Genomic DNA, 23872 nt, shown 5'->3' with positions numbered 1-23872 from the left:
TTCACGTCGGGAAGGTGAATGCCTGCGCGCCGCCAGGCAATAAGAAATGGCGAAAATCGGTCGGAGACGAACACAAAACGGACGTCCAAATAATATTGCAATTACAAACTGAATTACGAATCGCCGATTTCTGGTAATTTTAGCGCCGATACATGATTTACCTATCCGGCAAGTTGGCTGCATGCGCTGGCATTGAGCGCGGCCGTATCCCGAACCGGACTGCGTCGATCGCACCCGCCCGGGATCGGTCCGTCACTCGCGAAAGCAACCGATATTTCCTCTTCCGGCGCCGCTGAATCTTCGCATGCTCTTGCTGACGTGATCTCACGCAATCTCGAAGCGGTGCCATGGCAAGGTTTGAGATAACGACGGGGGCTGGTGACGTGGACGCGTTCGTACGGAGCATCTATCGGCCGTACAACACGCTCCCCGAGCAGATCGAGTCGATCATGCGAGCGCTGCTGGCGCGGTTCGATCTGCGACGCGCGTCGATCCGGCTGCGCGGGTTCGGCGCGCTGCGGCTCGAACGCGACGGCGAAGCGACCCGCTGCATCTGGACCGCCGTCGAACCGGACAACGTGGAGTTGGACTCGCCGCCCGAAACCGGCTGGTCGTGCTTTCCGTTGATCTATGCGCGCGAGCGGCTGGGCGATTTACAGTTCCACGAGTGGGGAAACAGGGCCGACGCCCGTGCATACGAGACCTGGGGCGCGCAACTCGCCCGCCGCTGCGCGTTCCTTTACATGCGCTACGAAATGCAGCGCTGGGCGCTGCAGCGGCTGCGTCGCGCGCTGCTGCTGATCGGGAGCTCGGAACGGCTCCACGAGGTCGAGCTGTTTGTCGAAAAGGCCTCGCACAGCATGCTGCCGGTGCTGTTGACGGGCGAGTTCGGCACCGAGAAGACCCTGCTCGCGGCGGCCCTGCATTGCTGCGGGCCGCGCCGCGACGGGCCGTTCGTCGAGATCAACTGCGGCGATCCGGCCGGCGAGCCCGATCAGTGGTTTCGGCTCGCCGCCGGCGGCACGCTGTTCTTCAATGGCATCGACGAGCTTGCACCGCGGCTTCAGGGGCAGTTGCCGCAATACATGCACTCGCGGCTCGGCCAGTGGCTCGCTGCACCCGATGCCACCGAGGTGCGCGTGGTTGCGTCGGCGACCTCGGATTTGCGGCATGGCGTGGCCGCCGGGCGGTTTTCACGGTCGCTGCTGGCCGAACTCGATTTCCTGTCGGTGATGGTGCCACCGCTGCGCGTTCGCCAGGACGATATCGCGCCACTCGTCATCGCCGCGCTTGAACATCACGGGCATGCGGCAACGCAACCGGCGATCGACGCGCTGGTCAGCGTGTGCGTCGCGTACGCATGGCCGGAAAACCTGTTCGAGCTCGAACGCGTGGTTGCACGACTGGCCGTGATGACGGACGGCAAGGCGATCGAGCACGCCGACATCGAGCGCTACGTACCGTGGATCGCGCCGCCTGGCACGGACCTGCCGCGCGAAGCGGGTAACGATGTCGTGGCTCGCGCCCCGCAACGCATGACCGGCATGGAAGGCGGCACGCCGGCGCCCGCCGTCGCACCGTCCCATTGGGTCCGCTACGCATTGACTCGCGACGGCGTCGATGCCCACCATCTTCACAAGGCACTGCGCCGGGCGCTGACCTATCTCGGCGAGCACTATGCAAGCCCAATCTCGATGGAGGAGCTGGCGCGGCACGCTCACGTCAGCCCGTCACATCTGAGCTACCTGTTCCGCCAGTCGCTCGACACGGCATTCAAGCCCCTTCTGCAACGCATCCGCATCGAGAAATCGAAGGAACTGCTGACACGCGACAGCGGCACGCGCATCACCGACGTCGCGCTCAGCGTCGGCTTCGGCGACCTCAGCCATTTCGAAAAGAGCTTTCGGCGCATCGTCGGGATGAGCCCGCGGGAGTTCCGGCATGCCGACGCGGGAGCGGCGTGAGGGGCGAACGCCTAGACGTTGACATTGAAATACTTGATCTGCCTCGAGCCGATTTCCTGGCCTGGCTGGAGCGCGTACCCGCCGATCACAGCCCCGGTGCTGCCGCCAGAATTGCGAATCACGGTCTGGAAACCGAGGAAGAGCGGCAGTCCGAATCCCGCCGGCGCGGCGACGCCATCCACGATATTGCGCTGCGGTTGATACAGTACCCAGTCCAGCTCATTGGATCGGCGATTGGAGAACGCCCTCGTCGCGAGTGTCTTGTTCTTGTTTCGCACAGTAATTCCGGTGACTTCGTATGTCTGTATCAACAGCGCCTCGAGATCGATATCCAGGCCGAACCCCGGTGATGGCACCGTGCCGGGGGGATAACCATCCTGGACGGGTGACGTCAGCTTGTCGTCGATGAACGTGCTGACGAAAACGATCGAGATGCTGGAGAAGTCGACGACCCCGAGTTCGCGGGCCGCCTGGACTCTGCCGCCGAACCGGTCGCCAGCATTGCCGGTCACGCCGACATAAGCCGTGTTTCGGCTCGAGATGACGTACAGGAGCGGCTCGACCGGTGGAGGAGGATTGCAGACGACTTCGCCGCCTTGCGTCCAGACAAGACCCGACGGCGTGTCCGGTATACGGAATGTGATGAACATGACGGCTCCCGAATGGTTCGATGCCCGCGACGCATGCGCGGCGCTTTACTGTTGCGGTGTATCGGAACTCGCGGCGAGGACGGATGCCGTCGCCTGTTCCGCTCGCCGTACGGCGGCATCGACATCGCCGTCGAACGGAACGTCGGTCGCGCCGGACGCGCCCATCGCGGCAGCGTCATCCGCGTAGTCGCCTTGCATCGAAGCCAGCGCGCGATCGGTCTGCGCGACCGCGTCGACGGCGTCCATGGCGCTCTGCAACGAGCCGGCGACCGCATCGGTCTCGCGTTCACGCGACATGCCGGCCTCGATCGTCGCGAGCGCCTGTTCCACCGGCAAGTCGCCCGTCTGTTGTGCCAGCGCCTCGGCGATCGAGGCGACCACCGACGAAGATTTCGATGACCGTTTCATGCCTGTTCTCCTTGTCGCGGCGCCGTGTCGGCGTCCCGGGTTGACGGCGCGCGGCCGGACGTGTTGAGTGTGCGCAACGACTCGATCAACGCATCCTCGGCCTGCGCCATCAATTGCCGGGCCGTGTCGCGTGCCTGCTCGCGGATCGCCCCGATCGCCTCGTGAACGTTCGACGCAAGCGACGATCGGTCGATCGCCGCGCGCGGTGCGAGCGCGTCGACACCGAGCGGTATCGGGCGCTCGCCGGCGGCAGCAGCCGGGACGGTCGCGGCGGGCGTGCATGAGGGCTGATCGCCATTGCCTTCGGGGTTCGGATTCGTCATGGGTTGTCCTGGGACGGAGAGGGAGAAGGGGACGCCGAAGACGACGCAGCCGGCACGAGGTCGGCACGCTGCGGCCGCCGCGTGCCGAAGTCCACCAGTGAAATCACGCCCTGGCTGCTCAGCTGCAATTCCGCGCTCAATTGCGCGTCGTCGATCGGGAACGAGCAGGTCGAGCCGTCCTGGCTCATACGGCCGTGCTCGATGCGATGCGATGCGAGAAACGCCTGGGCAGACTGCAGGTACGCATCGACGATTCGCTTCGCCGCGTCACCCGTTTCGCCGTCGTAGCGCGCCCGCCGCACGATCTGCTGCACGCCGTGCGACAGTCGAGCAAACCCGACCATCCGGCCGCGCGCGAGCCACTCTCGCACCACGGCCGCCACTTCGGATGGGCCGATGGGTGTATGCACCTGCGGGCAATCGAGGGTGCCGAACAGCACCGGCAACAGCGCCTGCATGGCGGCCGTCGCCGCTGCTTCGCGCTGGGCCGGCGTGGCGTCGCCGCCGAGCTGGCCGGCGCGATCGAGATAAAGCCGGTAGTAGTCGCAATACTCGTGAACGGTACGCGCCTGCGCCACCGCAAATGCAGCGGCTTCCCGCGACAGTGCCGCAGCCGTCGTCGATGCCTGGGACGCCGGCCGCGCCTTGCTCGACGCCTTGGCCGGCGCCGCCGATCGCGGCGCGTACGGCTCGTGGACCAGTGCCGAGAGCGCGAGCGCTTCGTCGAACGCGACGGCTTGGAACAGCGGCGCCGACGCCACGCCGAGTTCGCCGAGCAGGCTCACCCCCGCCGCCAGTTCGTCGCCCGTGACGAGCTGGTGGCTGGCGAGGATCTGCCGAATCCGCGCGGCCGTCACGGCAGAGCTGTCGCCGCTCTCGGCCTCGCCAAGCGTGCGCAGGTCGGCCGCGGCGAGCGTCAGGAGCTTGACCGGACTGACCATCAGCCCGAGTTGCGGCAAGAGCGTGAACGGCGACGCATGCAATCCCTGCTGCACGGTCGCGACCAGTTCGGTCTCGTCGGCGAAGTCGTACCGCATGCCGGGGGCAACCACGGCCCACGCGAGCCATTCGAGCCCGCCATCGACGAACGCGAGTGCGAGCCGTCCAGCTTCGGACAGCGCATCAGGCAGCGGTATCGGCTTGCCGGCGACGGATACGGTCATGGGAAACACTCCTTGAAGTAGGTCGGCCTGTCTGCGCAACGCGCATCAACCCGCCGGAAAGCCCTTGAGCACCGACGCGGCGATCGAGCCGACCTGCGCGTAGTCCTGGGTCGCCGCCTGCATCATGTCCTGCGCATGCACCAGCGCCTCCGCGTATTTCTTGTCGCCGGTCGCGAGGAACTGCGCCATCGCGACGCCTGCGGCGGTGGTTGCGATGGTCGAGATATTGCGCAACGTGTCCGTCGCGTCCTGGATGGCGATCGCCGTCGACTGCGCGACCGACTGGTACGCCTTGCCCGCGCCGCTCGTCAGCACGACCTGAGGACTCATCGTCGCCAGTTGGCTCTGGTTGATGACGTCGATGATCTGCGAGTTCACCTTCGAGGGGTCCATGGCTGCTCCTTCAGTGGAATGAGTCGTTCAGCCGACAGCGCGGCCGGGCCTCAGGACTTCGCGGCCTGATCGTCCGCGTCGCCGCCGACGACGCCGTTGCCCGACGTGCCGTTACCTGTGTTTGCGCCGGCGCCAGTGTCGGCGCTCGTGCCGTCGTCGCTTCGTGCCGGGTGCTGCGCGTCCGGTTTCGCCAACCCGACCGCAAGCTGCTGCGCGAACCGGTCGAGCGTCTGCTCGGCTCGTCCCGCCTCCTGCGCCGCTGCCGTAGCCACCGTCCGCAGTTTGTCTACCGCAGCCCTGGCATCACCGAGCGCGGCCTCCCCGTCCCGCACCGCCGCCTTCAACTCGGCGGCGGGTGTAACCGGTTCATCGGGCCCGGGCAGCGGGTGCACGTCCGGCGGCAGCGGAGGAACGGGCTTGGGCGGCGCTGGCGGTGCAGGAAACGGCACGCCGAGAATCTTCGCGCAGGTGGCCGTCAGTGCAGCCGAGCCGATCATGCTGGCGCTCTGCTGCCGGTTCACGGCGTTGTGCATTGCCATGCCCAGCGTCTCCAACAGAACGGCATCGAGCATGCCGAAGGCCTGCGAGGGTGACTGGCCGGTAGTCAGCGTGACAATGCTGCTGACCGCATCGACAATCTGGCTGTTGACTGTGCTGTCGTCGTTCGTCATGACTATGTGCTTCCGCTCAGGATGATCAACGCGAGTACGCGCGTGGTCGCCGCATTGGCGATGAGCTGCCCGCGCTGCTGGTTCGCGACGGCGTTCTGCATTGCGAGACCGAGACTGTCGGCCATGGCGACATACGTCATCGCCATGGCCCATGCCGGTGCCTGGCTCGCAGCGAGCGGCGGCCGGTCGCTAGCCATGTCGACCGTCGGCGCCGACCATGCGGTCCCGCCTCATGCCGATGGACTCGCGCTCGCTCGCCGCGCCTGCCGTGCGCGATTACCGCAGGCCCAGCACCTCGGCCGTCGCGACGCCGGTGCTGGCCGTATCGACGGTCAGCAGCGTGGAGACGGCCTGCGTGGTCGAAGCCTGCATCGTCACGTACGACTGCTGCTGGTTGCTGGTCGCGTTGTGCGCGGCGTTCGACAGCGCCTGGCTGGTCGCGACGAACAGATTGCCCATCGCAACCGACGGTGCATCGCCCAGCACCTTCGTATTGACCTGCGAGACGGAATCGGTAATCTGGCTGTTGACAGAGGTCGGAAATGCCATGATTTGTACTCCTATGCATATGGATTAGACAGTGGCGCTATCGCCAACGACATCCCGGCGTTAGCCGAGAATCTTCCTGGTTGCGGCTGCAGTGCTTCCGGTGTCGAGCGAATAGAGCAATGACACGCCCATCGTGGTGGCGGCCTGTGCCGTGACATACATCTGCTGCTGGGCCATCGTCGCGTTGTGCGCGGCATTGGCCAGTGCCTGCGCCGTTGCCTGATAGAGATTGCCCATCGCGACGGACGGCGCCACACCGAGCACCTGCGTATTGCTCTGCGTCACCGAATCGGTGATCTGGTCGTTGACGGCGGTTGGAAAGGCCATTTGCTCAACTCCTTCGAATCAACGGTTCTCGTGACGCCCTCAACTGCGAAGGATCTGGGAGGTCGCCGTGCCCGTCGTCGCCGTGTCGATGGAATACAGCGTCGCAACGCCCATCGTGGTGGCCGCTTGGGCCGTCACGTAGCTCTGCTGCTGCGCGTTGGTGGCGTTGTGTGCCGCATTGGCGAGGGCCTGCGCGGTCGCCTGGTACAGGTTACCCAGCGCGATTGCCGGCGCGTCGCCGAGCACCTTGGTGTTCGCTTGCGTGACGGAATCGGTGATCTGGCTGTTCACGGAGGTGGGAAATGCCATGTTGGGCTCCTCGGTAGGTCATGCAGCGGGTTCAGCGGCCCAGTCCGGGCACGCCCGTGCTGAGGATGTCCTTCGTCGCGACGCCGGTGGAAGCCGTATCGAGCGAATACAGCGTGGCCACCCCCATCGTGGTTGCTGCCTGCGCGGTGACGAAGCTCTGCTGCTGCGCGTTGGTCGCGTTGTGCGCTGCATTGGCCAGGGCCTGTGCAGTGGCCTGGTACAGGTTGCCCAGTGCGATGGCCGGCGCATCGCCGAGGACCTTGGTATTGGCTTGGGTAACGGAATCGGTGATTTGATCGTTGACGCTGGTCGGGAAAGCCATGTTCGCTCCTTGGATGAATGGTGGACTGCCGTTCGGCAGGACCGGTTTTCGGAACGAGCCATGTATCCACGACTCGACCCTTGGTGTGAATCGTAGTCAGAGGAATGCTCGAGGGAACGGCGTGCCCGATGGAAAATACGGGCAAGCTTGGGCGAAATGCGGCGCAACCCATGATCGGTCGGATCCGTGGTTTCGCGGCATACGCGGGGATGCCCGGTGCGGTCCGGCTGCGGGATGCGGTAGAAATCGCGATTTGCGGTGGAATCGACGACAGGTCCGTTCGCCATATGGGCTGCACGTGCCCTCGCATGCAGGGCCTGAAAACTGGCCTTTTATTCAAAGACAACATAGTGAGACTGCGGACATTTTTTTGAGAGACAACAGCAACACCCGAACAAGGGCCCCTCCCCACCTCCCCGTACCGGCGTTCGCCAACTCAACTGTACCGGTACTGTACAGAAGACCGTCGCTAAACTGATCTCCATCCCAGCCTCGAACCGAATGGAGAATCCGCGATGGAATTCCTCACTGTCAGCGCGCTGCCCGCCGGCATGCTGTTCGCGCTCGTCACGACGATCACGCCCGGCCCCAACAACACGATGCTGCTCGCGTCCGGCGTCAACTTCGGTTTCCGCCGCACGATGCCGCACCTGTTCGGCATCAGCATCGGCGTCGCGATCCTGATGCTCTGCGTCGGCTTCGGCCTCGGCGAAGTATTCAAGCGCCTGCCGCTGCTGTACACGGTCCTCGAAGCCGCGAGCGTCGCTTACCTGTTGTACCTCGCCTGGCGGATCGGCACGTCCGGCGAAGTGAAGGCGCACGGCGCCAAGCCGCGCCCGATGACGTTCATCGAAGCCGCCGCGTTCCAGTGGGTCAACCCGAAGGCGTGGATGATGGTGCTGACCGCCGCGACGACGATCCGCCTGTCCGCCGACTACGGAATGAACGCCGCGTGGATGTCCGTCGTGTTCATCCTGATCGGCTTCCCGTGCATCTGCCTGTGGGCCGCGTTCGGCCTCGGCCTGCGGCGCTTCCTGTCGAATCCCCGCGCGCTGCGCATCTTCAACGTGACGATGGCCGTGCTGCTGATTCTGTCGCTCTACCCGCTCATCGCGCACCTGCTGCCGCGCTGAGCCCTCGCAAGCCCGCCCGTTGAGCTTCACGTGATGCAGGCGTACCCTTTCGGTACGGGCGCGTGCAACCGCTTCGGCGGTTGCGCCGCCGCTCTGCATGGAGATTGCCGATGAAGCCAATGCTGAAAGCGGGCGAGCACATCGAAGGGATGCACTGGGTCGCCGAGTATCACCCGCTCACGCACGATATCCGCGTGCTGCGCGAGAACATCGAAGTCGGCACGTACTGCGCGCCGCCCACGCTGTTCGGCGACGAGGAAGGGATGGGCGCCGCGAACCACGACGATCATCGCGGCCGGGAAGCCGCGTTGCGCGCGTACCTGCGCAACTTCGTCAAGGAGCACGACGCGGAGGAGTAACGGTGCGACGGCCGAAATGTCGACGGGCCGCGAACGCGGCCCGGTCTATCGTCGTGCGCCGGTCGGTCTGCGTGCGACCGGCCTGAATCGATCATGCTCGGGGCCGGTGCATCGCCCGGCCCGAACGCCGCTCAATGCCCGAGCGACTCGATCTTGCCTGCCGGCTGCGCAACGCCATGCGGCCGCGCCATCTGCTTGATCAGCAGCGCGACGCACGCGAGCACGCCCGCGACGGCAATCGTCGCGAACACCCCTGCGAACGAGAAGTGCCGGCGCGTCAGTTCGGCGACGAGGAACGACCCGGCGATCCCGCCGAACCGGCCGACGCCGAGCATCCACGCGACACCCGTGCCGCGCCCTTCGGTCGGATAGAACGCGGCGGCGAGCGCCGGCATCGACGACTGCGCGGTGTTCATCAGCACGCCGGCCACGAACACGACCAGCACCAGCAGCCCGACGTTGCCGGCCGCCTGCCCGATCGCATATACGCTCACCGCCGTCAGCGCGTAGCACACGGCGATCACGCGATTCGCGTTGAAGCGGTCCATCAGCACGCCGCACAGCACGGCGCCCACCCCGCCGAGCGGGAACAGCGCCGAGATCAGCGTCGCGCTCTTCGGCGCCAGGCCCGCATCCTTCAGCAAGATCGGCATCCAGTTGATCGACGCGTAGAAGATCACGAGCCCCATGAAGTACGCGAGCCACAGCATCACCGAGCCGACGATGTACGAGCGCGACAGCACGACGCCGAGGCCCTTGCCGCCGGTCTGCGGCGCGGCTTCGGTCAACGCGAACGAAGCGGCGTTCAGCGCGTCACGCGAGATGCGCGCGAGCGTCGCGCGGATCTTGTCGATGCCGTGGCCGTTCGCGACCATGAAGCGCACCGATTCCGGCATCTTCAGCAGCAACAGCACGCCGAGCAGCAGCGGCGTCACGCCGCCGAGCACCAGCACGCTGCGCCAGCCGAAATGCGGAATCATCCATGCGGCGAGGAAACCGCCGAACGCGGCGCCGAGCGGGAAGCCGCAGAACATCAGGTTGATCACGGTCGCGCGGCGCTTGTCCGGGCAGAATTCGCCCATCATCGTGACCGCGTTCGGCATCGCGGCGCCGAGCCCGACGCCGGTGACGAAACGCAGGATCGTCAGGTGTCCGATCGTGTTCGAGAACGCGGACATCAGGCACGCGGCGCCGAACAGGAACACCGAGCCGAGCAGCAGCGAACGGCGGCCAAGCCGGTCGGACAGCGGGCCGGACACGAGCGCGCCGCACGCGAGGCCGAACAGCGCGGCGCTGAGCACGGGCGCGAGGTCGGGCTTGGTGAGGTTCCATTCGCCGAGCAGCGACGGCGCGATGAAGCCGATCGCGGCCGTATCGAAGCCGTCGAGCAGCACGATCACGAAACACATGAGGAACACGAGCCATTGAAAGCCGCCGAACGGCTGCTCGTTGATGAAGGTCTGGACATCGACCGCGGGTGCGCGATTCATCGCTAGTCTCCTTTTGTCGGCCGAAACGCGCGCGTCGGCGCCTTCCGGTCCCATGCAACGTTGATATATGCAAGAAGCGCGGCCTCATGGCCGCGCCTTTCCTTCGTTCACGCACCGATTCGCTGCCGGTGCGCGCTTCATCGACGACGGCCCGCCAACCTCGGCGGGCCACCCGATCGGATCACCGCCGGCCTTTAACCGGCTGCATCTTGCTCCTTGAAGATCTTGTCCGCGAGATGGAACGCGGAATTCGCGGCCGGCACGCCGCAATAGATCGCGGTCTGCAGCAGCACTTCCTTGATCTCGTCGCGCGTCACGCCGTTGTTGCGCGCGGCGCGCAGGTGCAGCGCCAGTTCCTCGCCGCGGTTCAACGCCACCATCATCGCGATGGTCAGCAGGCTGCGCGTATGGCGCGGCAGCCCGTCGCGGGTCCAGATCTCGCCCCATGCATAACGCGTGATCAGGTTCTGGAATTCGTCGGTCACCTCGGTGCGGTTCTCGAGCGAACGGTCGACGTGCGCGTCGCCGAGCACGGCGCGACGCACCTTCATCCCTGCTTCGTAACGTTCCTGGTCATCCATCGCCGGCACCTCATGCAATCAGGAAATCGAGCAGCGCGCGGTTGAAGGCGGCGGTGCATTCGATGTTCGAAATGTGCGCGGCGTCGAATTCGACGTGCAGCGCACCGGGAATCGCGGCGGCAAGCGCGCGGCCCTGATCGGGCGGCGTCGACATGTCCTTCGCGCCGGTCACGACGAGCACGGGCAACGCGATGCCCTTCACTTCCTCGCGCAGATCGGCCGCGTTCAGCGCGTCGCAGTTGGCCGCGTAGCCGTCCTTGTCGGTATGCACGAAGGTGTCGCGGATCGCATCGAACAGGCGCGGCTCGCGTTCGACGAATGCGTCGGTGAACCAGCGCGGCAGCACGGCGTCGGCGAGCGCGACCATGCCTTCGGCGCGCGCCTTCTGCGCACGCGGCGCCCACACTTCCGGCGAGCCGATCTTCGCGGCGGTATTCGACAGCACCGCGCGCACGATGCGCGACGGGTAGCGTGCGGCGAGCGCGGCGCCGGTCAGGCCGCCCATCGAAATGCCGCAGAAATGCGCGCACTCGATGCCGACGTGGTCGAGCAGGCCGATCACGTCGCCCGCCAGTTGCTCGATCGTGTACGAGCCGGGCGGCGCGTCGGAGTGGCCGTGGCCGCGGGTGTCGTAGCGCAGGATGTTGAAGTGCTGGGCAAGCGGGCGGATCTGCGGCGCCCACATCTGCAGGTCGGCGCCGAGCGAATTCGAGAAGACGAGCCACGGCGTGTCGTCGCGTGCGGCACGGTCGATCCGGTAATGCAGTTTCACGCCGTTGACAGTGGCGAAAGGCATCAATGTTCTCCTGGTTGTTTCGCACCCGCATGCAGCGCGAGCACGGCATCGACATAGGCCTGCGCCTCGCCGACGTAATGTGCGGGATCGAGCAGCCGCGCGAGCGCGTCGCGCGACAGGTGGGCCGACACGGTCGCATCGGCGGCGAGCACGTCGAACAGCGTCGCCCCGGTGCGCACGGCTTCCTTCGACGCGTGCTCGACGACGTGGTGCGCATCGAGCCGGCCGATGCGGTCGCCGAGCGCGAGCATCACGGCTTCGCCGAGGATCAGCCCGTGCGTGAGATCGAGGTTCGCGGCGAGGCGCTCCGTATTCACGTCGAGGCCCGCGACGATCTGCGCGATCTGCGCAAGCGCGCCGCCCGTCAGGCGCGCGAGATCGGGCAGCGCATCCCATTCGGCCTGCCAGCCGCCGAGCGCGCGCTCGTGCTCCTGCACCATCCCCGCGAACACGGTCGCGACGAGGTTCGGCGCGCGCACCGCGGCCGTCAGCACGGCTGCGCAGCCGACCGGGTTGCGCTTGTGCGGCATCGTCGACGAACCGCCCTTGCCGGCGGCGGCCGGTTCGCCGAGCTCGCCGACTTCGGTCTGCATCTGCAGCGACACGTCGCGTGCGATCTTGCCGAGCGTACCGATCAGCATCCCGAAGCACGACGCGGCTTCCGCGATGCGGTCCCGCTGCGTATGCCACGGCACGGCCGGCAACGCGAGCTTCAGGTCGGCCGCGAGCGCGGCGCTCACGCCGGCCGCGTGTTCGCGCAGGCTCGCGAGCGTGCCGGCGGCGCCGCCGAACTGCAGCACGAGCGCACGTTCGCGCAACTCGGCAAAACGCGCGCGATGGCGCAGCAGCGCATCGAGCCATTGGGCGAACTTCAGCCCGAGCGTAATGGGCAGCGCCTGCTGCAGCCACGTGCGGCCGATCATCGGCGTCGCGCGATGGGCGCGCGCGAGCGCCGCGAGCGACGCACAGGCTTCGTCGAGCATCGGTTCGAGCGCGTCGAGCGTGTCGCGCAACTGCAGCACGGTCGCGGTATCGATGATGTCCTGGCTCGTCGCGCCCCAGTGGACGAACTTCGCGGCCTCGGGGTCGTCGGCCTTCACTTGCGCGGTGAGTTGCTTGACGAGCGGAATCGCGAGATTGCCGCCGAGCGCCGCACCGTGCGCGAGCGCCTCGGCGTCGAGCCGGCCGGCGTCGCACGCGCGTTCGATCGGCGTGACCGCGGCGGCGGGAATCACCTGCTGCGCGGCGAGCGCGCGGGCGAGCGCGGCCTCGACGTCGAGCATTCGCTGGATCGTCGCGCGGGGCGACCAGATCCGGTTGAGCGGCTCGGTGCCGCAGATCAGGGAGGTCAGGCGGGCGCTGTCTTCGAGCATGGCGTCGGAATGGGGAAACGGCGTGCGCCTATTGTCTACCCAAGCGTGCCGGCGTGCGCTCGAATGCGCGCACCGGCATGCTTGCCGTTCAGGCGGCGGCCTTCTGAGTCGCGTCGATCAGCGGCACACCGGTCAGCTTCTGCAGCTCGTCGAACGACAGGTCGGTGAAGATCTCGCTCACCGCGAGGCCGTCGGCCGTCACGTCGAGCACCGCGAGATCCGTATAGATGCGGCTCACGCATTGCACGCCGGTGACCGGGTACGAGCACTGCGCGACGATCTTGCTTTCGCCCTGCTTCGTCAGGTGCTCCATCATCACGAACACCTGCTTCGCGCCGATCGCGAGGTCCATCGCGCCGCCGACGGCCGGAATCGCATCGGGCGCGCCCGTATGCCAGTTCGCGAGATCGCCGCCCGCCGACACCTGGAACGCGCCTAGCACGCAGTAGTCGAGGTGGCCGCCGCGCATCATCGCGAACGAATCCGAGTGGTGGAAATAGGCGCCGCCGGTGAGCAGCGTCACGTGCTGCTTGCCGGCGTTGATCAGTTCGTCGTCTTCCTCGCCGGGCGCGGGCGCCGGGCCCATGCCGAGCAGGCCGTTCTCGCTGTGCAGGAAGATTTCCTTGGCCGGATCGAGGTGGTTCGCCACCAGCGTCGGCACGCCGATGCCGAGATTCACGTACGCGCCTTCGGGGATGTCCTGGGCGACGCGCTTGGCCATTTCATCGCGGGTCAGTCGTTTCATGTCGGTTTTCCTCAAGGCGATCAGGCGGCTTGCGATGCAGCGTGTTCGGCGGCCAGTTCGGCCGCGTGCGCGGCCTGCGGCACCTCGACGACACGCTGGACGAAAATGCCCGGCGTCACGATGTGTTCCGGGTTCAGCGCGCCGAGCGGCACGACTTCCGACACCTGGACGATCGCGACCTTCGCGGCGCTGGCCATGATCGGCCCGAAGTTGCGCGCGGTCTTGCGGTACACGAGATTGCCCCAGCGATCGCCCTTGTACGCCTTCACGAGCGCGAAATCGGCGTGGATCGGCGTCTCGAACACATACGGCTTGCCGTCGATCACGCGCGTTTCCTTGCCTTCCGCGAGCTTGGTGCCGTAGCCCGTCGGCGTGAAGAAACCGCCGATGCCGGCGCCCGCCGCACGGATGCGCTCCGCGAGGTTGCCCTGCGGCACGAGTTCCAGCTCGATCTCGCCCGCGCGGTACAGCGCGTCGAACACCTGCGAATCGCTCTGGCGCGGGAACGAACAGATGATCTTGCGCACCTTTTTCGCCTTCAGGAGCGCCGCGAGACCCGTCTCGCCGTTGCCCGCGTTGTTGTTGACGATCGTCAGGTCGCGCGCGCCCTGTTCGATCAGCGCGTCGATCAGCTCGGACGGCATGCCGGCCGTGCCGAAGCCGCCGATCATGATCGTCGCGCCATCGTGGACGTCGGCAACCGCCGACTGAAGCGATTCGAAAATCTTGTTGACCATGTCTCTTCCTGATGCGAACCCGCGGCTCGTGCGCGGCCTGTCGAGGGGACACGCGCGTGCCGCGTGCCGCGCCGGAGGCCTGCGTCGACCCCGGCTTTTGTTCGCTATTCGAACCTAGATTCGATTAGCGAACGATGGGCCGATCATAGAGGCGCGCACAGCGCGTTGTCAAGGCGGGTTGCCTCGGGGGCCGTCGCGTCGTCGAACGGCAGGCCGACGTAGTTTTCGGCGAGCGATTGCGCGGCCGCCCGCGAACGCGTCACGTATTTCAGCTCGGCAAACTTCAGGCGATTGACGAACGGCGAATCGTCCGGCGACGCATGCAGCATGTTCGTCATGAAGTACGAGAAGTGCTCGGCGCGCCATACGCGTTCGAGACAGGTCACCGAATACGCGTCGAGCGGCGTCGCGTCGCCCGTCCGGTAACGCGCGCCGAGTGCGCGAGACAGCGCGCGAACGTCGGCCACCGCGAGGTTCATGCCTTTCGCGCCGGTGGGCGGCACGATGTGCGCGGCGTCGCCGGCGAGGAACAGGCGTCCGTGCTGCATCGTCTCCGACACGAAGCTGCGCATCGGCGTCACGCTCTTCTGCGTGATCCGGCCCTCGGTCGGCGTCCAGCCGGTGTCGTTCGAGAAGCGCGTGTGCAGTTCGTCCCAAATCCGCGCGTCGGACCACTGGGCGAGGTCTTCATCGGGCCTGCACTGCAGGTACAGGCGTGTGACCGTGGGCGAGCGCATCGAGAACAGCGCGAAGCCGTTGTCGTGGTGCGCGTACACGAGCTCGTCGAGCGACGGCGCCGCGTCGGCGAGGATGCCGAGCCACGCGAACGGGTAGACGCGCTCGAACGTCTTCAGCCGCTCGGCCGGAATCGTCTGGCGCGCGATGCCGTGGAAGCCGTCGCAGCCGGCGATGTAATCGCAGTCGATGCGGTCTGCGCGGCCGTCCGCGTGCTTGAACGTGACGAACGGACGCTCGCTTTCGACGTCGTGCAGCGCGACGTCACTGACTTCGAAGTGCATTTGATGGCCGTGTTCGACGCCCGCCGCGATCAGGTCGCGCACGACTTCGTGCTGGCTGTAGACGGTGATCGCGCGCCCGCCGGTCAACTCGGACAGGTCGATGCGGTGGCGCTGGCCGTCGAACAGCAGCTCGATGCCGTGATGTTCGAGCCCTTCGCGGCGCATCCGGTCGCCGAGGCCGGCTTCGTTCAGCGTGTCGACCGTGCCCTGCTCCAGCACGCCGGCGCGGATGCGGTTCTCGCAGTATTCGCGCGAACGCGCTTCGACGAGGATGGAATCGACGCCTTGCAGGCGCAGCAGATGGGAAAGCAGAAGGCCGGACGGGCCGGCGCCGATGATGGCGACCTGGGTGCGCATGTTTGTCTCCTGACGGCCGCGATCGGCGCTTGCGCGCACGCTTCGGGCCTATGCGAAATTGAACATCGGTTCGAGTAGTGAACGCATTTCAGCGCTTTCCCGACTATGCGGCAACGCGATTGCCGAGATAAGTTGTATACGTTTCTGCGATACTGGTCCGACGATGGATGCGCTCGATCTGAACCTGATTCCTTATCTCGTCGCCCTCGACGACACGCGCAACGTGAGCCGTGCGGGCGACCTGCTGGGCGTGAGCCAGCCGCGCGTGAGCACGGCGCTCGGCCGGCTGCGCGAGTACTTCGGCGATCCGCTGTTCGTGCGCACGTCGCGCGGGATGGAGCCGACGCCACGCGCGCTCGCGCTGCTGCCGGCCGCCCGCGACGCGCTCGCGCAGATCGAGCGCGGCCTCGTCGCGCCGCACGATTTCGATCCGGCCGCGAGCACGCATACGTTCTCGATCGCGCTGTCGGACGTCGGCGAGATCGTGTTCCTGCCGAAGCTGCTGCAGGCGTTCGCGACGCTTGCGCCGCGCGCGAACCTGCGTTCGGTCTCGCTCGCGCACGACGAAGTCGGCCGCGACCTCGAAGCCGGGTCGATCGATCTCGCGGTCGGCTACTTCCCCGATCTCGACGGCAATAATTTCTTCCAGCAGCGGTTGTTCACGCATCGGTTCGTCTGCCTGATGCGGCGCGGCCATCCGTTCGAGCAGGCGCCGCCGTTCACGGTCGAGCAGTTCCTCGCGTGCGGGCATGCGGTGGTGCGCGCCGAAGGGCGCAGCCAGGAAGTGCTCGAGAAATATCTGGCGAAGCAGCGCATGCAACGCCGCGCGGTGCTCGAAACGCCGCACTTCATGAGCCTGCCGTTCATCCTGAGCCGCACCGACCTGATCGCGACGGTGCCGCACGCGATCGGCTATGCGTATGCGGCCGAGCACGCGTTCATCGTGCCCGTCGAGCCGCCGCTCGCGCTGCCGCGCTTCGACCTGAAGCAGCACTGGCATCGCAAGTATCACAACGACCCGCGCACCGCGTGGCTGCGCGGCATCGTCGCATCGCTGTTCAACGACGAGCAGGACGAATGGCCGAAGTGAGGAAGCGGGCGCGGCGGCCGCACGCACGACCGGCGAAAGCATGAAACAATGGCCGGATATCGGCCGCCGCAGGCGGCCTTCGATGGAGCCACTACATGGGTAAGGGAAAGAAATCCGCGCCGCCCGAGGCGGTCGCCTCCCGGCCGAGCCGCGAAGAAGCGGAAGACGCCGTCCGCGTGCTGTTGCGCTGGGCCGGCGACGATCCCGCGCGCGAAGGCCTGCTCGACACGCCCGCACGCGTCGTGCGCGCATACGAGGAGTTCTTCGCCGGCTATGCGCTGGACCCGCGCGACATCCTCGCGCGCACGTTCAGCGAAGTCGACGGCTACGACGAAATGATCGTGCTGAAGGACATTCGCTTCGAGAGCTATTGCGAGCACCACATGGTGCCGATCATCGGCCGCGCGCACGTCGCGTATCTGCCGAACCATCGCGTCGTCGGCATCTCGAAGCTCGCGCGCCTCGTCGACGCATTCGCGAAGCGCCTGCAGATCCAGGAAAAGATGACCGTGCAGATCGCCGACACGCTGTTCGACGTGCTGCAGCCGAAGGGCGTCGGCGTGATCCTCGAAGCCGCGCATCAGTGCATCTCGACGCGCGGCGTGCACAAGCCGGGCGTCGAGATGGTCACGTCGCGCATGCTCGGCACGTTCCGCACCGATCCGTCGACGCGTCGCGAATTCCTGTCGATCGTCGCGAATCCTTCCTCGGTCAACCTCACGAATACCTGATGGAGCAAACGAAGCAAACGGCGCACGCGCCCGTCGTGCTCGTGACCGGCGCCGCGCGCCGGGCCGGGCGCGCGTTCGCCGAGTATTTCGCCGCGCACGGCTATCGCACCGCGGTGCACTACGACCGTTCGGCCGATGCCGCACAGGCCGCCGCCCGCGCGCTTGCCGAACGCGGGCACGATTCCGCGGCGCTGCAGGCCGACCTGTCCGATGCCGCGCAGATCGCCGCGCTGATCGATCGGGTCTATGCGCGCTTCGGGCGCCTCGACGTGCTGGTCAACAACGCGTCGGTGTTCTGGCAGGACCATTTCCCGAGCTTCGATCTCGCCGCGTTCGACCAGGCATGGGCCGTCAACTGCCGCGCGCCGATCCTGCTCACGCGTGCGTTCTACGAGCGGGCCCGTGCGGCCGGCACGCAGGGTGTCGTCGTGAACGTGGTCGACCAGAAGATCAAGGAAAACTTCCATCGCGACCATTTCAGTTACACGGTCGCGAAGGCCGCGCTCGGCAACCTGACGCAGATGCTCGCGCTGTCGTCCGCGCCGGTGCTGCGCGTGAATGCGGTGTTCCCGGGGCTGATGCTGCCGAGCGACGACCAGACGCAGGCCGACTTCGAACACGCGAGCCGCGCATCGACGCCGCTCGCGCGCATCGCGGGCCCCGACGACGTCGCGAGCGCGATCCTGCTGCTGACGGGCAATGCGTACAACGGCGTGGATTTCGTCGTCGACGCGGGCCAGAACCTGATCCGCGTGGACCAGGACGTGCTGTACAAGCACCGCTCGCCGGACGGCAAGCACTGACGCACGCGCGGCGCCCGCTCGAACGAGCGCGCCGCCGCCCGCCCCCGCCGCGTTACGGCTTCTCGGCGCTGCCGCCTTCGCGGACCTTGCCCTGCGCGACGCTCGTGCCGGGCGGCACGCTGTGCGTGAGCCACACGTTGCCGCCGATCACCGAGCCGCGCCCGATCGTCACGCGGCCGAGAATCGTCGCGCCCGCATAGATCACCACGTCGTCCTCGACGATCGGGTGCCGCGCATTGCCCTTCACCAGCGCGCCATCGCCATCGGCCGGGAAACTCTTCGCGCCGAGCGTGACGGCCTGATACACGCGCACGCGCTCGCCGATGATCGCCGTTTCGCCGATCACGACACCGGTGCCGTGGTCGATGAAGAAGCTCGGGCCGATCTGCGCGCCGGGGTGAATGTCGATGCCGGTCGCCGAGTGGGCGATTTCATTGATGAACCGCGCGAGCAGCGGCACGCCGAGCTGGTGCAGCGCGTGCGCGAGCCGATGGTGCATCATCGCGAGCACGCCGGGGTAGCACAGCAGGATCTCGGTGATGTGCTGCGCGGCCGGGTCGCCTGCGTACGCGGCCTGGATGTCGCTGACGAGCAGCGCGCGGATCGCCGGCAACTGCCGGCCGAACTCGCGCGCGATCTCGAACGCGCGTTCGTCGAGCTCGGCGAACGGCGTATCGACATGCTCCGGCAGGAACGGCAGCGCGCGGCGGATCTGCTCGGACAGGATCCGCAGCGTGCTTTCGAGCGTGTGGCCGACGTAGTAGTCGACGCTTTCGTCGGTCAGGTCGGGCGCGCCGTAGTGCGTCGGAAACATCGACGCGCGCAGGCCGGTCACGATCTTGCAGATCGCATCGCGCGACGGCAGCTCGCGGATGCCGCGCGGATGGCGCGTGCGATGGAGTTCCTCGCGCGACTCGCGCAAGCCGGCGACGATTTCTTCGAGGCCCCACTGACGGGCGGGTGATGTCGACATAGGCCAATGCGGGCAGCCGCGCTCGGGTGCACGGCCGCTAATAAAGTGACGGGTTCCGCAAGATTACCGCGTTTCTTGTCCGGGAGCGGCACCCCGGGGATCGGCCGGACGGCCGACGCGCATCGGCGCGACGGCATCACATCGAGATGCTGCTCGCGTCGATCCACCGTACGGCCCAGTCGCGTGCGTGCGCGATCGCGTCGCCTTCGTCGTTGAACTGGAGCTCGATCGGAAAAAACCGGTTCGCGACGAGCTCCCCGTCGCTCGATCGGGAGATCACGACGTAGGGCTTGAACGAACCGTCACTGGCGCGTGCGGGCGCGCAATTCAACAGATAACCGCGGTGCGTGAAGGCAGTAGTCGCTTGCATGAGTCCGCCACCTCTAGTCCCTTGCTTTGTTGTTCGCTACCCGTCTTTAAGGGTGCTGCGGCGCCCCGGCGCGGGCAGAGGCGGCGAGACTTCATCCCCTGTCGCCGCTTCGCAGGAAAAGAATCATACTCTGTAGAAAACGCGTCTTCTAGCTGAAATAAATCATGACAAATCAGTGCGCGTCGCGCGACCGCGGCGATCGCCCGCGCGCCTTTTCCCGTCGTGCCCGGAACGGGATTTGCTTTGATCCGGAGCGTGTCGCCGCCAGGAGAGCCGCGATGGAATCATCCGCTCGAACAGCGCGTGCGCATCCGCGCAGCATCGAACTCGACAACGACGACACGCACGACAGCACGGTCGACACCGACGGCAAGAACCGCGAAGCATCGCGCCTCGCCGGAGCCGGGCCGATCTCGCCCGACCAGGTCACGCGCAGCAACGCGTCGCTCGTCAACGCGATGCCGGAAGCCGGCGACGGCTTCGCCGGTTTCGACAGTCGCCCCGACGGCAATCATCCGGCGTTCGCCTTGCGCGCTGGCTACAGGGTGATCGAGAAAGGCTTCGACGCGCCGCCCGCGGGCGACGCGCCGTTCGGTCCCGTTCACCGGATGCACGGCAGCGCGTACTGGCCCGGCCACGGCCGCCGGCCGGAGCGCGTCATCGAGTTGACGGCCGTGCCGGAATAGCCGGCGCGGCGTTTGAAGCGACCGTTCGTTTCGGAACCGCCATCGATCGATGACGGTGAATCGGCGCGTGCGATTCGACCGCGCGCCGATACGCGCTCGTACGGCGCCGGCGCGAACGATGCCGCGCATGGGCATCGGTATTCGGCGTCATGCATGTCGCGCATCGCATCGCCGCACATGCGTTGACCGAAGTCATGGCGCCCCGGCACGATTGCGATTGAATGGCGATGCGTGCGACGCATCGGCACGGTTGCCGTGCCGGGTCGATGCGTGCGCATGCGTTTTCGCCGGCGATGCGGCTAGACATACGACACGCGTCGCGCGGTGCAGCATGCATCGCACGCATGGCCATGCGCGACAGCAACAGGAACGGCGAGGCCGCACGGCACGGCGGGCATCTCGCTGCACGTTCGTGCGCGTTGGTTTACTCTGCCTCGCAGCATTGCGCATTGCCCGGCCCGATCGGCCATCCGGCCGACTTCGTTTCAACCCGCCACTCGGAGACACTATGTACAAGCGTATTCTGGTTGCCGTCGACGGCAGCGACACGTCCCGCCATGCGTTCGATGCCGCGCTGGCGCTCGCGAAAGCGCACGGCGCGGAGCTGCAGCCGTTCTACGTCGTCGAGAACGCCGCGATCTACTACAACGTGCCTGGCTACGATCCGTCGGTGCTGCGCGATCAGCTCGTCGCGCAAGGCAACGCGCTCGCGCAGGATTTCGCGAAGCTGATGCAGGCCGCCGGCGTGAAAGGCGAAACGCGGCTGAACGAAGCGACGTCGCTCAACGACGTATCGTCGCTGATCCTCGACGGCGCGAAAGCGTTCGGTGCCGATCTGCTCGTGCTCGGCACGCACGGCCGCCGCGGCTTTCGCCGCCTCGTGCTCGGCAGCATCGCCGAACAATGCGTGCGCCACGCGACGCTGCCCGTATTGCTGATTCCGGCGGCCGCCAACGCGGACGAGCCGGCCGCCTGAGCGGCGTTCGGCGGGCGTGGCCGGTCGCGACGTTTTGTCACCCGACAGCGGCAACTTGCGGTGGGACAATGATTTCGTCGATTCAACGCCGGAGTAAACGATCATGCTGACGCCCGTCGCCACCCGCCCCGCCGCCGCGCCCCATGCCGGTAGCTGGGCTCCCCGCCAGGCCCCGCACTGCTCGTCGTGCGCGATGCGGCACCTGTGCATGCCGCAGGGCCTGGCGCCCGAAGCGCTCAGCCGCCTCGAGTCGGTCATCTGCGCGGCACGCCCGGTCAAGCGCGGCGAAGCGCTGTTTCGCGAAGGCGACGCATTCGACAACCTGTACGCGGTGCGCTCGGGGTCGCTGAAAACCGTCGCGACGCGTCACGACGGCCGCGAACAGGTCACGGGCCTGCACCTCGCCGGCGAAGCGCTCGGCCTCGACGGCATCTGCGACGACACGCACCCGCGCACCGCGGTCGCGCTGGAGGACAGCTCGGTCTGCGTGATTCCGTACAGCGCGCTCAAGGCGCTGTGCTCGGAAGCCGGCTCGATGCAGTTGCGCATGCACAAGCTGATGAGCGAACAGATCGTGCGCGAAACGTCGCAGACGATGCTGCTCGGTTCGCTGAACGCCGAAGAGCGCGTCGCCGCTTTCCTGCTCGACGTTTCGTCGCGCTACCTGAAGCGCGGCTACTCGCCGTCGGAATTCAACCTGCGGATGACGCGTGAAGACATCGGCAGCTATCTCGGCATGACGCTCGAAACGGTCAGCCGCACGCTGTCGAAATTCCAGAAGCGCGGCCTGATCGAAATGCAGGGCCGCCACGTGCAGATCGTCGACTTCGACGGCCTGAAGCACCTCTGACACCGCACGGCGCGCGCCTCGCGCGCCGCCCGCATCGCGTCGTCGGTCAATCGAGAAACAGCGCGGCACGCGCCTTCAGCGCCGCGCTGAAATCGTCGAGCCAGCCGATCGACAGACGCCAGCTCTGCCAGTACAGATCGATGTCGATGGTTCGCCCGCGCGACATGTCGATCAATTCACCCGCCGCCAGTTGGCGATCGACCATCCGGTCCGGGCACATCCCCCATCCCAATCCCGTTTCGCATGCGCGCAAATAACCCGCGACGTGCGGTATCCAGTGCTGCGGCGGATCGAGATCCGCGCGCGTCACGCGCCGGATGAAGCGCGCCTGTAACCCGTCCTTCGGATTGAACATCACGCACGGCGCGCGGCGCAGCGCATCGCGCGTGATCCCCGCGTCGAAATAACGCGCGTAAAACGCCGGCGCGCACACCGCGCGATAGCGGATTCGCCCGAGCCGCTCCGACCGGCACCCCTGGATCGGCTCCGCCTGCGCGGTCACGGCCCCCTGCACGCTGCCGTCGCGGATGCGCGAGGCCGTGTAATCCTGATCGTCGATCACGAGGTCGAGCAGCGTCTCGCGTTCCGTGCAGAACGGCCCGACCGCGTCGATGAACCACGTCGCGACGCTGTCGTCGTTGACGGCCACGCGCAACGTCGGCCACGCGCTCGCGATCTGGCCCGGTAGCGCCGGCATCCGGCCGCTCAGTTCGGCTTCCAGCAACTGCACGCGCTCGGTATGCCGGCACAGCAGCGCACCCGACGTGGTCGCGACGCACGGCTGCCCGCGCTTGACCAGCACGCTGCCGACCCGCTCCTCCAGCAGCTTCACGCGCTGCGACACCGCCGACGGCGTGACATTCAGCTCCTGGGCCGCCCGCTCGAACGAGCCGTGGCGGATCACGGCCGCGAGCGCATCGAGCAACGCGTAGTCCAGCATTAGATTTCCTTAATCTGCATTAGGTGAATTAGCTTCTCTTATTTCCGTGCTGCTCGCAGACTAGCGCTACCCGATTCATTCGTCTACTGCTTCCACGGCTGTCCCCTCATCATGAACTGGCTCGCTTTTTCCCACGGCGCCGCACTGTGCGCGTCGCTCATCGTCACCATCGGCGCGCAGAATGCGTTCGTGCTGCGCCAGGGCATCATGCGCTCGCACGTCGGCAAGATCGTGCTGCTGTGCGCGCTGTCCGACATGATCCTGATCGGCGCAGGCGTCGGCGGCGCATCGGTGCTCGTCGAACGCTATCCGACCTTCGTCCATGCGGTGCTGTACGTCGGCCTCGCGTATCTCGCATGGTTCGGCATCAACGCGCTGCGCCGGGCGTTCAAGCCGGGCCACGACACGCTCGACGTGCGCGGCGACGCGGTCGCACCGCCGCCGCAGAGCGCGCTCGCGATCGTGCTGATGACGCTCGCGTTCACGTGGCTCAACCCGCACGTATATCTCGACACGTTCCTGCTGATCGGCACGGCCGGCGCGCGCGAGCCGGAAGGCGGGCGGCTCGCGTTCGCGATCGGCGCGATGACGGCCAGCGTCGTGTGGTTCGTCGGGCTCGGCTATGGCGCGCGATTGCTGGCGCCGTGGTTCCGCAAGGCGGTCGCGTGGCGCGTGCTGGATGGCGCGATCGGCAGCATGGTGCTGTTTCTCGCGGCCGTGCAGTTGCGGTAGGGAGGGGGCGTCGCGGTATCCTGCGGATCGAATCCTCGACCGGCGTGATATC

31 protein-coding genes are annotated in these 23872 nt (G+C 66.7%); 10 read left to right on the top strand and 21 right to left on the bottom strand.

What is annotated here, in order from left to right; translation table 11 throughout:
• Positions 1-578 precede the first annotated feature (578 nt).
• Entirely contained in the window at positions 579-1964 is a 1386-nt protein-coding gene (locus tag WT97_RS03730) for a helix-turn-helix domain-containing protein (protein ID WP_257128460.1), read from the top strand.
• Between the two features lie 11 nt (positions 1965-1975).
• On the opposite strand, the gene WT97_RS03725 is transcribed toward WT97_RS03730, so the two are convergent.
• The 11 genes from WT97_RS03725 to WT97_RS03675 form a co-directional block, all read right to left on the bottom strand.
• Positions 1976-2614, bottom strand: a complete 639-nt coding sequence (locus WT97_RS03725; RefSeq protein WP_060352864.1) for a hypothetical protein — start codon at positions 2612-2614, stop codon at positions 1976-1978.
• A gap of 45 nt (positions 2615-2659) precedes the next feature.
• Complete coding sequence (locus tag WT97_RS03720; RefSeq protein WP_156440200.1) at positions 2660-3022, bottom strand: hypothetical protein; 363 nt, start codon at positions 3020-3022, stop codon at positions 2660-2662.
• The gene (locus WT97_RS03715; RefSeq protein ID WP_060352863.1) at positions 3019-3345 is read right to left on the bottom strand and encodes a hypothetical protein; all 327 of its coding nucleotides are present in this window, start codon (positions 3343-3345) and stop codon (positions 3019-3021) included. Before WT97_RS03715 ends, WT97_RS03720 begins: the two co-directional genes overlap by 4 nt.
• On the bottom strand, positions 3342-4508 hold the full coding sequence (locus WT97_RS03710) for a hypothetical protein (protein ID WP_060352862.1): 1167 nt from the start codon (positions 4506-4508) through the stop codon (positions 3342-3344). Before WT97_RS03710 ends, WT97_RS03715 begins: the two co-directional genes overlap by 4 nt.
• A 45-nt stretch (positions 4509-4553) precedes the next feature.
• A complete protein-coding gene (locus tag WT97_RS03705) occupies positions 4554-4901 on the bottom strand; it encodes a hypothetical protein (RefSeq protein ID WP_059793255.1) in 348 nt (115 codons plus the stop codon).
• A 50-nt stretch (positions 4902-4951) separates the two neighbouring features.
• The gene (locus tag WT97_RS03700; RefSeq protein ID WP_060352861.1) at positions 4952-5572 is read right to left on the bottom strand and encodes a RebB family R body protein; all 621 of its coding nucleotides are present in this window, start codon (positions 5570-5572) and stop codon (positions 4952-4954) included.
• Positions 5573-5574: 2 nt separating this feature from the next.
• Entirely contained in the window at positions 5575-5769 is a 195-nt protein-coding gene (locus WT97_RS03695) for a RebB family R body protein (protein WP_059793251.1), read from the bottom strand.
• A 79-nt stretch (positions 5770-5848) separates the two neighbouring features.
• Positions 5849-6121 carry a RebB family R body protein gene (locus WT97_RS03690; protein WP_059793249.1) on the bottom strand — a complete coding sequence of 91 codons (273 nt, stop codon included), beginning with the start codon at positions 6119-6121 and terminating at the stop codon, positions 5849-5851.
• A gap of 60 nt (positions 6122-6181) precedes the next feature.
• The gene (locus tag WT97_RS03685; RefSeq protein WP_059793248.1) at positions 6182-6448 is read right to left on the bottom strand and encodes a RebB family R body protein; all 267 of its coding nucleotides are present in this window, start codon (positions 6446-6448) and stop codon (positions 6182-6184) included.
• A 39-nt stretch (positions 6449-6487) separates the two neighbouring features.
• Positions 6488-6757 (bottom strand): RebB family R body protein, encoded by a 270-nt coding sequence (locus tag WT97_RS03680; RefSeq protein WP_059793245.1) that lies wholly within the window; start codon positions 6755-6757, stop codon positions 6488-6490.
• A 31-nt stretch (positions 6758-6788) separates the two neighbouring features.
• A complete protein-coding gene (locus tag WT97_RS03675; protein WP_059793243.1) occupies positions 6789-7079 on the bottom strand; it encodes a RebB family R body protein in 291 nt (96 codons plus the stop codon).
• A 515-nt stretch (positions 7080-7594) separates the two neighbouring features.
• Between WT97_RS03675 and WT97_RS03665 the strand changes: the two genes are divergently transcribed.
• Positions 7595-8212 carry a LysE family translocator gene (locus WT97_RS03665; protein ID WP_060352860.1) on the top strand — a complete coding sequence of 206 codons (618 nt, stop codon included), beginning with the start codon at positions 7595-7597 and terminating at the stop codon, positions 8210-8212.
• 110 nt (positions 8213-8322) lie between these two features.
• A complete protein-coding gene (locus WT97_RS03660; protein ID WP_059503567.1) occupies positions 8323-8571 on the top strand; it encodes a hypothetical protein in 249 nt (82 codons plus the stop codon).
• A 131-nt stretch (positions 8572-8702) separates the two neighbouring features.
• Here WT97_RS03660 and WT97_RS03655 read toward each other — a convergent pair whose 3' ends face one another.
• The 7 genes from WT97_RS03655 to pobA all read right to left on the bottom strand — a co-directional run bounded on the left by WT97_RS03655 (position 8703) and on the right by pobA (position 15669).
• Positions 8703-10061, bottom strand: coding sequence for an MFS transporter (locus WT97_RS03655; protein WP_059793236.1), 1359 nt, complete (start codon positions 10059-10061; stop codon positions 8703-8705).
• A 194-nt stretch (positions 10062-10255) separates the two neighbouring features.
• Positions 10256-10642: a 4-carboxymuconolactone decarboxylase gene (gene pcaC, locus WT97_RS03650; protein ID WP_034206288.1), complete on the bottom strand. Its 387-nt coding sequence runs from the start codon at positions 10640-10642 to the stop codon at positions 10256-10258.
• A 10-nt stretch (positions 10643-10652) separates the two neighbouring features.
• Positions 10653-11438, bottom strand: coding sequence for a 3-oxoadipate enol-lactonase (pcaD, locus tag WT97_RS03645; protein WP_060352859.1), 786 nt, complete (start codon positions 11436-11438; stop codon positions 10653-10655).
• The gene (locus WT97_RS03640) at positions 11438-12811 is read right to left on the bottom strand and encodes a 3-carboxy-cis,cis-muconate cycloisomerase (RefSeq protein ID WP_060032477.1); all 1374 of its coding nucleotides are present in this window, start codon (positions 12809-12811) and stop codon (positions 11438-11440) included. The genes pcaD and WT97_RS03640 overlap by 1 nt, the downstream gene beginning before the upstream one ends.
• Before the next feature lie 88 nt (positions 12812-12899).
• Positions 12900-13556, bottom strand: a complete 657-nt coding sequence (locus WT97_RS03635) for a CoA transferase subunit B (protein ID WP_059503560.1) — start codon at positions 13554-13556, stop codon at positions 12900-12902.
• A 20-nt stretch (positions 13557-13576) separates the two neighbouring features.
• Entirely contained in the window at positions 13577-14293 is a 717-nt protein-coding gene (locus WT97_RS03630; RefSeq protein WP_034205770.1) for a 3-oxoacid CoA-transferase subunit A, read from the bottom strand.
• A gap of 143 nt (positions 14294-14436) precedes the next feature.
• Positions 14437-15669, bottom strand: coding sequence for a 4-hydroxybenzoate 3-monooxygenase (gene pobA, locus WT97_RS03625; protein WP_060352858.1), 1233 nt, complete (start codon positions 15667-15669; stop codon positions 14437-14439).
• Positions 15670-15832: 163 nt separating this feature from the next.
• On the opposite strand from pobA, the gene WT97_RS03620 reads away from it, so the two are divergent.
• From WT97_RS03620 to WT97_RS03610, 3 genes are all read left to right on the top strand, one after another.
• Entirely contained in the window at positions 15833-16759 is a 927-nt protein-coding gene (locus WT97_RS03620; RefSeq protein ID WP_060352857.1) for a LysR family transcriptional regulator, read from the top strand.
• Positions 16760-16854: 95 nt separating this feature from the next.
• A complete protein-coding gene (gene folE, locus WT97_RS03615; RefSeq protein WP_059793224.1) occupies positions 16855-17490 on the top strand; it encodes a GTP cyclohydrolase I FolE in 636 nt (211 codons plus the stop codon).
• Positions 17490-18293 carry an SDR family oxidoreductase gene (locus WT97_RS03610; protein ID WP_034205774.1) on the top strand — a complete coding sequence of 268 codons (804 nt, stop codon included), beginning with the start codon at positions 17490-17492 and terminating at the stop codon, positions 18291-18293. The genes folE and WT97_RS03610 overlap by 1 nt, the downstream gene beginning before the upstream one ends.
• Before the next feature lie 52 nt (positions 18294-18345).
• Here WT97_RS03610 and epsC read toward each other — a convergent pair whose 3' ends face one another.
• Positions 18346-19266: a serine O-acetyltransferase EpsC gene (gene epsC, locus WT97_RS03605; RefSeq protein ID WP_006482285.1), complete on the bottom strand. Its 921-nt coding sequence runs from the start codon at positions 19264-19266 to the stop codon at positions 18346-18348.
• Between the two features lie 136 nt (positions 19267-19402).
• Positions 19403-19636 carry a hypothetical protein gene (locus WT97_RS03600; RefSeq protein ID WP_006480138.1) on the bottom strand — a complete coding sequence of 78 codons (234 nt, stop codon included), beginning with the start codon at positions 19634-19636 and terminating at the stop codon, positions 19403-19405.
• A 278-nt stretch (positions 19637-19914) separates the two neighbouring features.
• On the opposite strand from WT97_RS03600, the gene WT97_RS03595 reads away from it, so the two are divergent.
• From WT97_RS03595 to fnr, 3 genes are all read left to right on the top strand, one after another.
• Entirely contained in the window at positions 19915-20322 is a 408-nt protein-coding gene (locus WT97_RS03595; RefSeq protein WP_059503554.1) for a DUF3005 domain-containing protein, read from the top strand.
• 508 nt (positions 20323-20830) lie between these two features.
• Positions 20831-21298 carry a universal stress protein gene (locus tag WT97_RS03590; RefSeq protein WP_059793221.1) on the top strand — a complete coding sequence of 156 codons (468 nt, stop codon included), beginning with the start codon at positions 20831-20833 and terminating at the stop codon, positions 21296-21298.
• A gap of 103 nt (positions 21299-21401) precedes the next feature.
• Complete coding sequence (fnr, locus tag WT97_RS03585) at positions 21402-22148, top strand: fumarate/nitrate reduction transcriptional regulator Fnr (protein ID WP_060352856.1); 747 nt, start codon at positions 21402-21404, stop codon at positions 22146-22148.
• Between the two features lie 46 nt (positions 22149-22194).
• Here fnr and WT97_RS03580 read toward each other — a convergent pair whose 3' ends face one another.
• On the bottom strand, positions 22195-23088 hold the full coding sequence (locus WT97_RS03580; RefSeq protein ID WP_059793219.1) for a LysR family transcriptional regulator ArgP: 894 nt from the start codon (positions 23086-23088) through the stop codon (positions 22195-22197).
• 111 nt (positions 23089-23199) lie between these two features.
• Between WT97_RS03580 and WT97_RS03575 the strand changes: the two genes are divergently transcribed.
• On the top strand, positions 23200-23820 hold the full coding sequence (locus WT97_RS03575; RefSeq protein WP_034205778.1) for a LysE/ArgO family amino acid transporter: 621 nt from the start codon (positions 23200-23202) through the stop codon (positions 23818-23820).
• The last annotated feature ends 52 nt before the right edge of the window (positions 23821-23872 follow it).

The organism is Burkholderia sp. MSMB1459WGS (assembly GCF_001534535.1).
GTDB lineage: Bacteria > Pseudomonadota > Gammaproteobacteria > Burkholderiales > Burkholderiaceae > Burkholderia.
Note: the sequence above shows the minus strand (reverse complement) of the source record. Positions and strands in the feature narration are given on the sequence as shown.

Coding starts and splice junctions, on each gene's coding strand:
- WT97_RS03725 (WP_060352864.1), bottom strand. CDS start 2,614: ATGTTCATCACATTCCGTATACCGGACACGCCGTCGGGTCTTGTCTGG.
- WT97_RS03720 (WP_156440200.1), bottom strand. CDS start 3,022: ATGAAACGGTCATCGAAATCTTCGTCGGTGGTCGCCTCGATCGCCGAG.
- WT97_RS03715 (WP_060352863.1), bottom strand. CDS start 3,345: ATGACGAATCCGAACCCCGAAGGCAATGGCGATCAGCCCTCATGCACG.
- WT97_RS03710 (WP_060352862.1), bottom strand. CDS start 4,508: ATGACCGTATCCGTCGCCGGCAAGCCGATACCGCTGCCTGATGCGCTG.
- WT97_RS03705 (WP_059793255.1), bottom strand. CDS start 4,901: ATGGACCCCTCGAAGGTGAACTCGCAGATCATCGACGTCATCAACCAG.
- WT97_RS03700 (WP_060352861.1), bottom strand. CDS start 5,572: ATGACGAACGACGACAGCACAGTCAACAGCCAGATTGTCGATGCGGTC.
- WT97_RS03695 (WP_059793251.1), bottom strand. CDS start 5,769: ATGGCTAGCGACCGGCCGCCGCTCGCTGCGAGCCAGGCACCGGCATGG.
- WT97_RS03690 (WP_059793249.1), bottom strand. CDS start 6,121: ATGGCATTTCCGACCTCTGTCAACAGCCAGATTACCGATTCCGTCTCG.
- WT97_RS03685 (WP_059793248.1), bottom strand. CDS start 6,448: ATGGCCTTTCCAACCGCCGTCAACGACCAGATCACCGATTCGGTGACG.
- WT97_RS03680 (WP_059793245.1), bottom strand. CDS start 6,757: ATGGCATTTCCCACCTCCGTGAACAGCCAGATCACCGATTCCGTCACG.
- WT97_RS03675 (WP_059793243.1), bottom strand. CDS start 7,079: ATGGCTTTCCCGACCAGCGTCAACGATCAAATCACCGATTCCGTTACC.
- WT97_RS03665 (WP_060352860.1), top strand. CDS start 7,595: ATGGAATTCCTCACTGTCAGCGCGCTGCCCGCCGGCATGCTGTTCGCG.
- WT97_RS03660 (WP_059503567.1), top strand. CDS start 8,323: ATGAAGCCAATGCTGAAAGCGGGCGAGCACATCGAAGGGATGCACTGG.
- WT97_RS03655 (WP_059793236.1), bottom strand. CDS start 10,061: ATGAATCGCGCACCCGCGGTCGATGTCCAGACCTTCATCAACGAGCAG.
- pcaC (WP_034206288.1), bottom strand. CDS start 10,642: ATGGATGACCAGGAACGTTACGAAGCAGGGATGAAGGTGCGTCGCGCC.
- pcaD (WP_060352859.1), bottom strand. CDS start 11,438: ATGCCTTTCGCCACTGTCAACGGCGTGAAACTGCATTACCGGATCGAC.
- WT97_RS03640 (WP_060032477.1), bottom strand. CDS start 12,811: ATGCTCGAAGACAGCGCCCGCCTGACCTCCCTGATCTGCGGCACCGAG.
- WT97_RS03635 (WP_059503560.1), bottom strand. CDS start 13,556: ATGAAACGACTGACCCGCGATGAAATGGCCAAGCGCGTCGCCCAGGAC.
- WT97_RS03630 (WP_034205770.1), bottom strand. CDS start 14,293: ATGGTCAACAAGATTTTCGAATCGCTTCAGTCGGCGGTTGCCGACGTC.
- pobA (WP_060352858.1), bottom strand. CDS start 15,669: ATGCGCACCCAGGTCGCCATCATCGGCGCCGGCCCGTCCGGCCTTCTG.
- WT97_RS03620 (WP_060352857.1), top strand. CDS start 15,833: ATGGATGCGCTCGATCTGAACCTGATTCCTTATCTCGTCGCCCTCGAC.
- folE (WP_059793224.1), top strand. CDS start 16,855: ATGGGTAAGGGAAAGAAATCCGCGCCGCCCGAGGCGGTCGCCTCCCGG.
- WT97_RS03610 (WP_034205774.1), top strand. CDS start 17,490: ATGGAGCAAACGAAGCAAACGGCGCACGCGCCCGTCGTGCTCGTGACC.
- epsC (WP_006482285.1), bottom strand. CDS start 19,266: ATGTCGACATCACCCGCCCGTCAGTGGGGCCTCGAAGAAATCGTCGCC.
- WT97_RS03600 (WP_006480138.1), bottom strand. CDS start 19,636: ATGCAAGCGACTACTGCCTTCACGCACCGCGGTTATCTGTTGAATTGC.
- WT97_RS03595 (WP_059503554.1), top strand. CDS start 19,915: ATGGAATCATCCGCTCGAACAGCGCGTGCGCATCCGCGCAGCATCGAA.
- WT97_RS03590 (WP_059793221.1), top strand. CDS start 20,831: ATGTACAAGCGTATTCTGGTTGCCGTCGACGGCAGCGACACGTCCCGC.
- fnr (WP_060352856.1), top strand. CDS start 21,402: ATGCTGACGCCCGTCGCCACCCGCCCCGCCGCCGCGCCCCATGCCGGT.
- WT97_RS03580 (WP_059793219.1), bottom strand. CDS start 23,088: ATGCTGGACTACGCGTTGCTCGATGCGCTCGCGGCCGTGATCCGCCAC.
- WT97_RS03575 (WP_034205778.1), top strand. CDS start 23,200: ATGAACTGGCTCGCTTTTTCCCACGGCGCCGCACTGTGCGCGTCGCTC.